Genomic DNA, 12,428 nt, shown 5'->3' on the forward strand with positions numbered 1-12,428 from the left:
ACGATGATTCCACTCTCCTACAACGTGCGAAGCCTGGCGGTGCGACGCACCACGACCATCGCGGCGGCGCTCGGTATCGCGCTCGTGGTCTTCGTGCTGGCCTCGGCGCTCATGCTCTCGGCGGGGATCAAGCACACCCTCGGCAGCGCCGGGCGGGCCGACGTGGCGGTCGTCCTGCGCAAGGGGAGCGACACCGAGATGATGAGCTCGATCGAGGACCCCACGGTGGGGCTGATCCTGGCCGGCCCCGGGGTGAAGAAGGGCGAAGGGGGATTGCCCCTCGGCGTGGGCGAGCTCGTGGTGGTGCTGGCGATGGACAAGGTCGGCGGCGAGGGGGTCTCGAACGTGCAGGCCCGCGGAGTCCCCGACCAGGTGATGAAGTTCCGGCCCGAGGTGCGCATCGTCGCCGGGCGTCCCGCACGCCCCGGCACGAGCGAGGTGATCATCGGCACGCGCATCCGGGGGCGCTTCAAGGGGATCGACCTCGGCCAGTCGTTCGAGCTGCGCAAGAACAAGCCGGCCACAGTGGTGGGGGTCTTCGAGGACGGCGGCTCCTCGCACGAGTCCGAGGTCTGGGCCGACCTGAACACGCTCCGCCAGTCCTTCGGGCGGGACGGGCTGGTCTCGGCCGTGCACGTGCGCCTCGAGTCGGCGGCCGCCTTCGAGGGGTTCGAGGCCTACGCGGAGCAGGACAAGCGGCTCGGGCTGATCGCGATGCGGCAGTCCGCCTACTACGAGAAGCAGTCCGAGGGGACCTCGCTCTTCATCACGGTGATGGGCGCGGTGATCGCGGTCTTCTTCTCCATCGGAGCCATGATCGGGGCCATGATCACCATGTACGCCTCGGTGGCCGACCGGCAGCGCGAGATCGGCACGCTGCGGGCGCTCGGCTTCTCGCGGCTCTCGGTCCTCTCCTCCTTCCTCGTCGAGGGGCTGCTCCTGTCGCTCGTGGGGGGCGCGCTCGGCACGCTCGCGGCCATGACGCTCCGCTTCGTGCGCTTCTCCATGATGAACTTCGCGAGCTGGTCCGAGATCGTCTTCTCGCTCACGCCCACGCCGCAGATCCTCGTCACGGCCGGACTCGCCGCGGCGGGGATGGGCCTCCTCGGCGGCTTTCTGCCCGCGCTGCGTGCCGCGCGCATCTCGCCGATCCAGGCCATGCGGGGGTAGCGGTCCGGCACGACGAGCGCGCCCAGGACTCGCGGGGCGGCGGCTACATCACGTAGCCCGACTCCCCGTGCTGGGTCACGTCGAGCCCTTCGCGCTCCTCGTCGGGGGTCACACGGAGGCCGATCACCTTGTCGGTGAGCTTGAGCAAGACGAAGGTCAGCGCCGCGCTGTAGAGGCCCGCCGCGCCCACGCCGAGGGCCTGCAGCCCGAGCTGCCGCGGATTGCCGTGGAGGAGCCCGTTCTGGCCGGCCGGGTTGAGCTGCTTCTGCGCGAAGACCCCCGTGAGGAGCGCGCCCAGGATCCCGCCCACGCCGTGGACGCCGAACGCGTCGAGCGAGTCGTCGTAGTGCAGTCGCTCCTTGAGCACCACGGCTCCGTAGCAGGCGAGGCCGGCGAGCAGCCCGAAGATCGTCGAGGAGGCGACGCTCACGAAGCCCGCGGCGGGGGTGATCGCCACCAGCCCGGCCACGAGCCCCGAGACGAAGCCGAGCATGGTCGGCCGCTTGCGGTGCAGCCACTCGGCCGAGACCCAGGCCAGCGCCGCGGTGCCGGCCGAGACGTGGGTGGTGCAGAAGGCGAGCGCGGCGATGCCGTTGGCGGCGAGGGCCGAGCCGGCGTTGAAGCCGAACCAGCCGAACCAGAGAAGCCCGCCCCCGGTGACGGTCATGGTCAGGTTGTGGGGCGGCGCCTTCTGCCGCGGATAGCCTCGGCGCCGTCCCACGACGATGGCGCAGACGAGCGCCGCGATGCCGGCCGTGAGGTGCACCACGGTGCCCCCGGCGAAGTCGAGCACCCCGAGCTTGAAGAGCCAGCCCCCCTCGGCCCAGGTCCAGTGCGCGACCGGGTCGTAGACTAGCGTGGTCCAGAGGAGCGTGAAGAGCACGTAGGCCGAGAACTTCATCCGCTCCACGAAGGCCCCGGCGATGAGGGCCGGCGTGATGATGGCGAACTTCATCTGGAAGGCCATGAAGGCCAGGTGCGGCACGGAGCCCTTCGGATCTCCCGTCACGCCGCGGAGGAGCAGAAAGTCACCCCCTCCGATGAAGCCGCCGTGGCTCGTGCCGAAGGCCAGCGAGTAGCCGCAGAGCACCCACTGCAAGGTGATCAGCGCGAGCGCGAAGTGCACGAACATGAAGGTGGAGAGGACGTTCCGCTTGTGCACCATCCCCCCGTAGAAGAGCGCGAGCCCGGGGGTCATGAAGAGCACGAAGGCCGAGGAGACCAGCATCCAGGCCGTGTCACCGCTGTCGTTTTTCGGCGCCGCGTCGGCGAAGGCGAGCACCGGTGCGAAGAGCACGAGGAGCCCGAGGACCCCGCCGAGCCACCTCGGCCCGTCGGAAAAGCGTGGGAGTCGGTCGTTCATGCCGCGCAGTACAGCAGAAGTTACGCGGGGTGTCACGAGGCGGCGCGGAAAGGGTCCACGAGGGCCCAAGGCGAGCAGACCGAGAGCTCTCGGCCCTCGATGGAAGGACCTAGGTCGTCCAGTAGATGCCGAAGCAGCTCCAGCTCTCGGAGTGCCCCGTGTCCCCCGGGACGCCCCAAGTGCTCCACATCCGTGTCAGGTATTGCCACCTGACGTCACCCGACGGTGGCAGATACTCGCTCGCCCCAGCGTGACTGATCTCCATGAACTGCGTCGCTAGGTACTGATCGGCGGGACCATTCGGGAACTCACAGGTGTATCGCACCAGCTCCACGGGCGTACCGTCTAGGTCGTAGTTGGATTGGAACACTGGACAGGTCGATCCCTCTGCGAAGATCGGTCCAGCATTGTACAGGTGATAGCGTGAGAACACGACATGGAGCGTGCCGCATGGAGCGTGCCGCACTTCGTGGTGCTCCGGTCACGAATGTAGAAGCTCGCGCGTGACACGGCGTTGGCCTGCCCAGCACGCGTCTGTATGCCAATGGTCGCCCAGGCCTTGTCGGGGCCGTTGTACTCCCCATACGTGCCACCGGTATTGCTCCCCTCCTTGATGTCGGCGAATATCGTTCCCACGAAGTACTTGTCAGCCCAGCCCATGAAGTAGTAGGCAGCCCCTGCCGCCGCGGACCAGCACGTCAGTCCCGCGATCACGAGGTACACGATCATCCGAGGCCTGCCGGTGAGCCGGCGACCCAACGCGCGAATCTTGTGCATGGCGTAGCCCCCCTAGTTCTCGACCGCGTTGTCGTACACGGCGCCGAATTCCGTTCTTGCGTTGGTCTTCGGCACGAGCTTCCCGCCCAGAGTGACGGGGCCCGTGTAGGTCGCGTTGAAGGCGAAGGACCAGGCGCCCGGCTTGCCCATGGGGTCACCGGCCGCCGCTGGACCTCTGATGATGAGGTCACCCGTGGTCAGTCCAGGTCTTGGCGCCAAGGTCAGCGTCTTGTACTCAACGCCGCTGCTCATGAGCAGGGCCCAGGGTCGCCGCATGACGAGCACGACCTTCTGATCGGTGGCCAGGTCGACGGTGAGCCGAGCACCAGCGGGGGGCAGGAGCTCCGTGGGCACCTCCGCGCGCACCCACAGCTCATCCCGCTCCACGCCAGCCAGTGTTTCTTGCAGGTGCTTCGAGAGATCTGCGGCCTCGCTGAAGAAGAGGATCGTGCGGCCATCATCGGCGCGCGACGCGAGGCCTCTCACCCGTTTCCCTGTCGTCCCTGGATCGATCGTCGTCCCCGCCCCGGGGCCTCCCCCGGGGCTGGACGGGTCCGCGCAGGCCTGCGCGACCGCGCCCAAGAGCGCGCACCACATCCCCACAACCAGATACCGTCGCATATCCTCCTCCTCTCTGAGCTCCTGAGGACAACGCCGTCGCCCCCAGGGTTGGTCCCTAGACGCGCCGTGCCGCTGCCGAGCGAGTGCGACTAGGGAAGACCGAAAACGCAGGGGGGGGGGGGCAAGGGGCCCGCAAGACGGGCACTGAGAACAGCAATTGCGGCGAGCGAGAAATGACAGCCCAACGGATTTCCCCCAAGAAAGGAATCTGCGATGCCCCCAAACATCGCAGAACGAGTAGACGGCGTTAAGTCTGACCAGCTATCCGCCACCTGTCAACGGCGAATCGCCGTCCTCGCTCCCTCCTGCGCGCGGCTCTTGCCCGACCACCGTCTACGGCGCGACCAGCCGTTGCGCGTCGGCCACGAGGGCCGGGGCCAGAAGGTGCATCCCCGCCAGATACACCGCCCCCGCCAGGAAGAAGGCCACGAACCAGGCCCACTCGTAGATAGTCGCGAAGAGGGGCGCGACCTCGAGCACGCCGAGCGCGCCGAGGAAGCCGGGCACATTGGGCGCGATCCCCGCGGCCAGGGCGACCAGCGCCACCGTGTTGAAGCCCCGGCGGTACTCGTAGACGCCCCCGCGGCGGTAGAGGTCGTCCAGCTTGAGCTGCTTCCGGCGGATGAAGAAGTAGTCGGCGATCATCACGCCACCGACGGAGCCCAGCATCGCGCCGTAGCCGAGGAGCCAGGTGAAGAGGTACTGCCCGGCGTCGTTGTAGAGCTTCCAGGGAAGCATGAGGATGCCGATCACGGCGGTGATGAGGGCGCCGCGGCGGAAGGAGATGCGCCGTGGGCTCAGGTTGGCCAGGTCGTTTGCCGGCGAGACCACGTTGGCGGCCAGGTTCGTGGTGAGCGTGGCCACGAGCAGGGCCACCATGGAGATCACGCGGGTGAGCGGGCCGCCGATGCGCGCGAGGAGCTGCACCGGGTCGGAGATGCGCTTGCCGAAAACGATGGCGGTGGCGTTCGTCACCGCGGCGCCGATGAAGGCGAACATGGTCATGGTGGGCGGAAGGCCGATGGCCTGCCCGATGAGCTGGTCGCGCTGGCTGCGCGCGTAGCGCGAGAAGTCGGGGATGTTGAGTGCGAGCGTCCCCCAGAAGGCCACGGCGCTGGTGAGGCCCGCGCCGAGGATGGCGCCGAAGCCGGTCCGCGACGCGTCGGGCTTCGTGGCCAGGATCGGGCCGAGGTCTCCCACGGCGTGCCAGGCCCAGGCGAAGAGCGCCACCCCCACGGCCAGGAGAAAGGGCGCCGACCAGTTCTCGAACACGCGGATGGACTCCATGCCGCGCACGATGATCGCGACGTTCATGGCCCAGAAGATGAGGAAGCAGAGGAAGGGGCCGGTCCCGACCCCCAGCCAGGCGGGGAGCACCTGCGGGAGCCCGACGGGGCTCGGGTGCAGGGCGCGGGCGATCTCGTAGATCGCCGAGCCGCCGATCCAGGTCTGGATGCCGAACCAGCCGCAGGCCACGACGGCGCGCATCAGCGCGGGGACGTTCGAGCCGAGCACGCCGAAGGAGGCCCGCACGAGCACGGGGAAGGGGATGCCGTAGCGCGTGCCAGCGTGCCCGTTCAGCACCATCGGCACGAGCACGACGAGGTTCCCGAGCGCGACCGACAGCACGGCCGCGGTCCAGGACCACCCTTTGTCGACCAGGCTCGAAGCGAGGGTGTAGGTCGGAATGCAGATCGCCATCCCGACCCAGAGCGCGGCGATGCTCCAGAGCGACCAGGTCCGCTTGTGCGCGGGGACGGGCGCCAGATCTTCGTTGCTGAGCGAGCTCTCCATCGGGGCTCCTCCTCGGCCTCACCTCGCGGTGGAGCGCGAAGCTACTCCGCGAGCTTCTCCGCTGTAAACCCACGCCGGCCGCACGCGCGCGCCGGGGATGGTCCTTGACATGCCCCCCCGCATGACCCAGAGTGCAGGAGCTCAACGCTCGAGTCATCAGTGCCCCCAGCGACAACCAAGACCCCCAAGCCCAAGACCAAGCCGTCTTTCACCACGCTCTGCCCCGCCTGCCAGGCCTCGGTGTCTCACGAGCTCGTGCACCGGGGCCGCTTCGGACACCTGAAGTGCGGCGCGTGCGGCAGCATCGGGGTCTACGAGCTGCAGTGCGACAAGAGCGAGGCCATCCTCGCCGCCACCGCCGTGGACCTCGGCCGCGTTCTCGCCGAGCGGGGAGAGGCCGCCGTGCGGACCTACCGCGCGACCGAGAGCTTCGCCGCCGGCGACTACGTCGGGCATCCCACCTTTGCCGAGGGCTACGTGCTCGGCCTGCTCTACCCGCCCACGAAGATGGAGGTGCTCTTCGCCGAACGCCGGCGCGTGCTGGCGTGCGTGCCGCCGCCCGTCATCGAGGCGCCGCCCCCTCCCCCGCGCGCGCCGCGCGAGGAGGTGCGCCCCGCCCCGCGCACCGTCCGGAGCGACGATGCCCGCGACGACGAACGTCCGCGCTCGGCGAGCAGCTCGTCTCGCCCGGCGACCGAGAAGCCCGTGACCTGTCCGCGGTGCGGCAAGACCGTGCACCCCTTCAACCTGGCCCGCACGGTGGACGACCGGATCCTCGGCTGCATGTACTGCCGCTGACCCGCGGCCGCTGATCCAGCGCCACCGCCCCTCGGATACCGGGTTTCCTTCCCGCTACCCGCTCCTTGGCTTCTTTGCTAGCCTGCGCTCCCGGACGTGCCTACCGTCCGGCTCGTAGCGAGGGTGTTTCATGAAGGCCGGGAATCTCGCGCGCGCCTACTTCAAGAACATCGCCCAGGCGGCGCTCGGCTCGAAGCACACCCTCGACACGATGGTGGCGACCTACTACGTCACCTCGATGTGCAACTTCCGCTGCAGCTACTGCGAGCACTTCTCGGCGGACCTGAACCACCTGGTGAAGGACAAGCAGGCCAGCACCGACCAGGCCGAGCGGATCATGGAGGTCATCCGCAAGGACTGCGACGTGCTCTACCTGACCGGCGGCGAGCCCCTCCTGCGGAACGACATCGAGGAGCTCTGCCTGCACGCCCGGAGCCTGGACTTCGCGTACCTGAGCCTGAACACGAACGGCCTGCTGCTCCCGCGGCGCGAGCGCGTGCTGGATGCCGTGGACAACGTGGTGATAAGCCTCGACTCGCTCGACACGGCGAAGCTAGACCGCCTCTACGGGGTGGGCCAGGGGACGGCCCAGAAGGTCCTCGACATCATCGCGCACTACGCCCGGCACCGCGCGGGTCGGAAGTACCTGCTCACCGTGAACTGCGTCGTGACGCCCGAGACTGTGGACGAGGCCGAGGCGGTGATGGAGTTCTGCTTCGCCCACGGAGCCGAGTTCTCGGTCTCGCCGCAGAACCAGGGGGTGCGCCCCCATCCGGGGCTCGTGGGCAACCCGCGCTACCGCCGCTTCATGGAGCGCCTGATCGCCGCCAAGCGCGCCGGCAAGCCCGTCTCCGGCGCGCGCATCTACTACGAGCACATGCGCGAGTTCACCCCCTTCCAGTGCTTTCCCACCCTCACGGCCCGCGTCGATCCCGAGGGAAACGTGAGCTTCCCCTGCCGTCCGCTCGACGAGGCGGGGCAGATCGGCGGCAAAGCGGGGAACCTCCTCGAGGTCGGCTCGCTGCGCGCGGTGCAGGCGCTCGGCAAGGCGCGCTTCGGCGAGCGCATCCCCTGCCACGACCAGTGCTACATGCGCTGCCACGCGGAGCTCTCGCTCCTCGTCCGTAACCCGAGCAAGCTCTTCTACGAGACCACGAGCTACCTGGCGCGCACGATCGGCAGGGGCGGGAGAGCTCCCGACGACGGCACCGCGCCTCGAGCCCCCTCGACGACCGCGGCGAAGGTCTGAGGACGCGAGGCCTCTACCTGGCCGCGCGGATCTCCGCCCTCCACCGGCGCGCCTCGTCCCAGAACGCCGCGCGCTCCGAGCGCTCCATCTCGAGCCACGACGCCGAGGAGTAGGCCACCATCCAGACGAGGGTCAGGTCGAAGACGTAACGCGGCCGCAGGACCAGCGTGATGCAGGTGGTCACGAAGTAGGCCGCGATGAAGGGCTTGACCCAGGTCTTCAGCTTGCGCCCGCGGTGGGTCCGAAAGGGGATGGGCAAGAGGTTCGCCACGGCCAGGAAGACGAGCAGCACGGCTCCGACCCAGCGCCACCCGGGCAGGTGCGCGGGGATGTACGCCGAGTTGACGAACGCGATCACCAGAAACGAGGACACCGTGCGCGGCATGCCGAAGTACGCCATCGGGTAGCGGTTCGGCACGACGGCGAAGAGCGCGTGGCGGATCGTCCCCGCGAGGACCAGCACCGACGCCAGCGCTACGGCCGCGTAGAAGGACGCGTCCCGGTAGGCCAGGTAAACGATCCCCGCCGGAGCGATGCACTGGGCCAGGTAGTCGCTCGCCGCGTCGAACTGCGCCCCGAACTGGTTGCCGGTGTTGGTCAGGCGCGCCACGAAGCCGTCGAGCGAGTCTCCGAGCACGTAGCCCACGAGCAGGGCGTAGCCGGCGTAGAGCGCCTTCCCTTCGATGCAGAAGGCGATCGCCACCACCCCGCCGAGCGCGTTGATGCTGGTGAAGATGTCTTTGAGCCCGAAGATTCGGGCGGGCTTGGAGGGAGAGGAGGTCATGCCGGCGGCGCTCGCTTCACGGATTGGAGGGCGCAGATTCGCACGGGGCCTCCTGGCGGAGCAACCCCCGCGTCGGTGGCGCCTTGCGGAGCAGGGGCCCATTCAATAGTATCCGCCCACGTCCGCTCCCCGACGGAGCGGAGGAGGTCCTGTCGCCGTGAACGCCGCCATCGAGGTCGAGACGCCCCCCCGGACCCGCGTCCCCGAACAGCCGACGCGCCTCTCGCCCGAGCTCTTCGCACTGCTCCGCTGCCCGGCCTGCAGCGCGGCGCTCGCCGGCGCGGGGAAGGCGGTCGTCTGTCAGGGACGCTCGTGCGGCCGGATCTTCCCCGTCGTGGAGGGCATCCCGATCCTCGTCGCCGACGAGAAGAGCGTCTTCACGGTAGAGGAACTCGCGCGACAGCCCACGGGGGGGCGGCAGCGCCTGGTGGAGCTGGCGCGTCAGCTCGACCTGCGTCTCCCCCAGCTCGGCCAGAACCTCACCGCGGGCCGAAACTACGGCCGCCTTGCCGAGCTGCTCGCGCAGGGCGATCCCGCCGCACCTCGACGCGTGCTCGTGGTCGCGGGGCGCATCCCGGGCGAGGGGATGCAGCCCTTCCTCGACAACCCGCGTCTCGAGCTCGTGGAGACCGACCTGGCGATCGGCCCGCGCACGCGGGTCGTCTGCGACGCTCACGACCTCCCCTTCCCCGACCAGAGCTTCGACGCGGTGACGCTGCAGGCCTTCCTCTGCGAGGTGCTCGACCCCTTTCGCTGCGTGGCCGAGGCGCACCGCGTCCTCAAGCCGGGCGGGCTGGTCTACGCGGAGACACCGTTCATGCAGCAGGTCCACAGCCGGAGCTGCTCGCTGCGCTTCACCCCCGTCGGCCACCGGCGACTCTTTCGCTCCTTCGACGAGCTGGACAGCGGCGCGGTCTGCGGCCCGGGGATGGCCCTGGCCTGGACCTATCAGTACTTCCTGCTCAGCTTCTTCCGCAACAAGGCGGCCCGGGCGCTGGTGCGTGCGCACAGCCGCGCCGCCACCTTCTGGCTGAAGTACTTCGACCGGCTGCTCATCGACCGACCAACGGCGCTCGACGCCGCGTCGGGGGTCTACTTCCTCGGCCGGCGACGGGAGTCCCCCATCTCGGATGAGGAAGTGCTCGCGAGCTATCGCGGCGGGCTGACGTAGCGCCACCGTGGAGCTCGAGGACACGCACCGCGAGGACGCCGAGGAAGCCGTCCGGGGCAGCGGCACGAACCTCCTCGCCGTCGTCGCCGGGCTGAGCGTGATGGCCTACCACGCGCTCGCGGCGCGGCTCTACGGCGCCGGCCCCTACGGCACCTACGCCACCGGCCTCGGCGTCACGGACGTGGCCGCACGGCTCTCCGTCTTCGGCACCGACGTGGGGCTCATGCGGCAGATCCCCGTGCACCGCGCGGCCGGGGAGCGCGCGCGCGAGCTCCAGGCGCTCGGGACGGGGCTCTGGCTCACCCTCCTCGGAGGTGGCCTGCTCGCCGCACTGCTCGCCCTCTTCTCCGGGCCGCTTGCACGTCTGCAAGGCACCGCCGACACCCACGCCGCGCTGCGCCTCCTCGCCCCCGTCACCCCCTTCACGGGACTCGTGGCGGTCGCGATCTGGGCCACCATGGCCGCCCGGGTACAGCGCTACAACCTCCTCATCGCGGGGCTCGCCCAGCCGCTCCTCCTCATGGCCTGCACTATCCCGCTCTCCTTTCTCTTGCCGGGGGTGCGCGGCCTCTGTCTCGCGCACCTCCTCGCGCTCGCCGCCACGGCCACGCTGGCGCTCCTCGCGGTGCGGCAGGTCTTTGGCCGGGAAGGGTTCCGCACAGCCCTCGCGACCCGCCGCCCCCACGGCCCCCTGCTCCGCTTCTCCTTCCCCATGGCGCTCTCGGACTTCCTGAACACGCTGCTGCACCGCGTGGACCTCATCCTCCTCGGCTTCTACGTCAGCCACGAGGTCGTCGGGACCTACGCCGGCGCCGAGCTCCTGGCACGCGCGGTGACGCACGCGCGCTCGGCGCTCGACCCGGTGGCCGCCCCCGTTTTCGCCGAGGCGCTCGAGCGCGGAGACCGCGCCCGGCTGCGCTACAACGTTCACCTGATGGCCCGCTGGGTCGCCCTGCTGACCATGCCCCTCGTGGGCTTCCTCGTGGCCTTTCGCGCCGACCTCCTCGCCCTCTTCGGCCCCACCTTCGCCGGCGCCGCCGGACCGCTCGTCCTGCTCGTCCTCGGGCATTCGGCCAACAGCCTCCTCGGCATGAGCGGAAACGTGGTGCTGATGGCCGGGCGCTCCGACCTCGGCCTCCTGAACAACGTGCTCGCCGCCGGGACGAACATCGGCCTCTGCCTGCTCTTCATCCCCCGCTACGGCGCACTCGGGGCCGCGGCCTCCGCCGCGTGCGCCATCACGCTGGTGCAGACGCTCTACGCCATCGAGCTCGGCCTGCTCCAGCGCACGAGTCTCTTCTCGTGGGCGCTCGGGAGAGTGCTCCTCGCCGGCAGCGCGGCGATCCTCGCCGTCACCTGGCTGGCGCCGCATCTCGGCCCTTCGCCCCTGCTTCGCCTGGTCCTCGGGACCGCCACCCTGCTCGTCGCCTACGGTCTGCTGCTCTGGCTCCTCGGGCTCGGCCCCGAGGAGCAGCGGATCGTGCGCAGGTTCCTCGGACGCGACGAACCACCGCCTCCAACCCGACACCCGTAGAACCCCATGGCCCCCGCACGCATCTTCTATCTCATCTCCTCGCTGACCCAGGGCGGCGCCGAACGGCACCTCCTCGAGCTCATCCGCCTCCTCCCGCCGGAGCGCTTCGAGCCGACGATCTGCGTCCTGCGCCCCGTCGTGCATTACCGGGCCGAGACGCCGCCGGGGCAGCCCGCCTACTCCCTCGGGCGCTTCTGGTTCTTGCCGACCAGCTTCGCCCGCCTCGTCACGGCGCTGCGCGACTGCCGCCCCGACCTCATCCACTGCTACCTGAACGACGGGAACCTCTGGGGGCGACTCGCGAGCCAGCTCGCCCCGTCGGCACGGCTCATCACCTCGGTGCACCTCGACGACATGTCCGGCTTCTACCGCAGGGCCGAGCGTCTGCTCTGGCCGCTCAGCGACCAGGTCGTGGCGCACTCGGAGAGCATCCGGCGCCTGCTCGTCGGGGAGCTCGGCCTGCCGGGCGAGCGCGTGCGGGTGATCGCGAACGGGGTCGACACGGCGCGCTTTCGCCCCCCCAGCCCCGCCGAACGCGCCGAGGCCCGCCGCACCTACGACCTCGGCGAAGACGACTTCATGGCCCTGATGCCCGCCCGCATCTGCGACCAGAAGAACCAGCTCGGCGTGATCGAGGCCCTCGCGGCGCTGCGCGCGCAGAGGCGACTGCCGCCGAGTTTCCGCCTGTTCCTCGCCGGCCGCGTCTCCTCCCGCCGCGTGCTCGAGACGCTGCGCTACAAGCTCTGGCGCCACGACCTCGGCGGCCAGGTGCAGTGGCTCGGCCCCGTCGCGGAGATGCAGCGCCTGCTCTGGGCGACCGACCTCGGGCTCCTCCCCTCGCGAACCGAGGCCTCCCCGATCGCAGCGCTGGAGGCGATGGCCTCGGGCCTCCCCATGCTGATCACCGAGCCTTCGAACACCGACGGCGTGGTCATCCCCGGCGCCCACGGCTGGGAGCTTCCGTCGGAGAACACCGCCGCCCTGGCGGAGGCGCTCGCGGAGGCCATCCGGGCGCCGCGCGAGCTACGACACGCCATGGGGGAGCGCGGCCGGGCCCACGTGACGCAGGCCTTCTCCGCCGAACGGGTGGCCGGCGACTTCGTGCGGCTCTACGACGAGCTGCTGGGAGGCCCGACCTAGCGCGCCTCGTCGGGAGACGCCGAGCAG

11 protein-coding genes are annotated in these 12,428 nt (G+C 69.9%); 6 read left to right on the forward strand and 5 right to left on the reverse strand.

What is annotated here, in order from left to right:
- Window positions 1-3 precede the first annotated feature (3 nt).
- Window positions 4-1,170 (forward strand): ABC transporter permease, encoded by a 1,167-nt coding sequence (locus IT371_16435; GenBank protein ID MCC6749252.1) that lies wholly within the window; start codon window positions 4-6, stop codon window positions 1,168-1,170.
- A gap of 43 nt (window positions 1,171-1,213) precedes the next feature.
- Here IT371_16435 and IT371_16440 read toward each other — a convergent pair whose 3' ends face one another.
- The 4 genes from IT371_16440 to IT371_16455 form a co-directional block, all read right to left on the reverse strand.
- On the reverse strand, window positions 1,214-2,533 hold the full coding sequence (locus IT371_16440) for an ammonium transporter (GenBank protein MCC6749253.1): 1,320 nt from the start codon (window positions 2,531-2,533) through the stop codon (window positions 1,214-1,216).
- Between the two features lie 109 nt (window positions 2,534-2,642).
- Entirely contained in the window at window positions 2,643-2,903 is a 261-nt protein-coding gene (locus tag IT371_16445; GenBank protein ID MCC6749254.1) for a hypothetical protein, read from the reverse strand.
- Window positions 2,904-3,322: 419 nt separating this feature from the next.
- On the reverse strand, window positions 3,323-3,931 hold the full coding sequence (locus tag IT371_16450; GenBank protein MCC6749255.1) for a hypothetical protein: 609 nt from the start codon (window positions 3,929-3,931) through the stop codon (window positions 3,323-3,325).
- Window positions 3,932-4,264: 333 nt separating this feature from the next.
- Window positions 4,265-5,725, reverse strand: a complete 1,461-nt coding sequence (locus IT371_16455; GenBank protein ID MCC6749256.1) for an NCS1 family nucleobase:cation symporter-1 — start codon at window positions 5,723-5,725, stop codon at window positions 4,265-4,267.
- A 159-nt stretch (window positions 5,726-5,884) separates the two neighbouring features.
- Here IT371_16455 and IT371_16460 point away from each other — a divergent pair, with 159 nt between their 5' ends.
- Entirely contained in the window at window positions 5,885-6,523 is a 639-nt protein-coding gene (locus tag IT371_16460; GenBank protein ID MCC6749257.1) for a hypothetical protein, read from the forward strand.
- Between the two features lie 130 nt (window positions 6,524-6,653).
- Window positions 6,654-7,772 (forward strand): radical SAM protein, encoded by a 1,119-nt coding sequence (locus IT371_16465; protein ID MCC6749258.1) that lies wholly within the window; start codon window positions 6,654-6,656, stop codon window positions 7,770-7,772.
- 13 nt (window positions 7,773-7,785) lie between these two features.
- Here the strand turns inward: IT371_16465 and IT371_16470 are convergent, their stop codons facing one another.
- Entirely contained in the window at window positions 7,786-8,556 is a 771-nt protein-coding gene (locus tag IT371_16470; protein ID MCC6749259.1) for a CDP-alcohol phosphatidyltransferase family protein, read from the reverse strand.
- 169 nt (window positions 8,557-8,725) lie between these two features.
- On the opposite strand from IT371_16470, the gene IT371_16475 reads away from it, so the two are divergent.
- The 3 genes from IT371_16475 to IT371_16485 are packed head-to-tail and all read left to right on the forward strand — an operon-like array spanning window position 8,726 to window position 12,401.
- On the forward strand, window positions 8,726-9,727 hold the full coding sequence (locus tag IT371_16475) for a methyltransferase domain-containing protein (GenBank protein ID MCC6749260.1): 1,002 nt from the start codon (window positions 8,726-8,728) through the stop codon (window positions 9,725-9,727).
- Window positions 9,728-9,734: 7 nt separating this feature from the next.
- On the forward strand, window positions 9,735-11,261 hold the full coding sequence (locus IT371_16480) for an oligosaccharide flippase family protein (GenBank protein ID MCC6749261.1): 1,527 nt from the start codon (window positions 9,735-9,737) through the stop codon (window positions 11,259-11,261).
- A 6-nt stretch (window positions 11,262-11,267) separates the two neighbouring features.
- Window positions 11,268-12,401: a glycosyltransferase gene (locus tag IT371_16485; GenBank protein MCC6749262.1), complete on the forward strand. Its 1,134-nt coding sequence runs from the start codon at window positions 11,268-11,270 to the stop codon at window positions 12,399-12,401.
- Window positions 12,402-12,428 lie beyond the last annotated feature (27 nt).

The sequence above is a fragment of the Deltaproteobacteria bacterium genome (genome assembly GCA_020848905.1).
GTDB lineage: Bacteria > Myxococcota_A > Polyangia.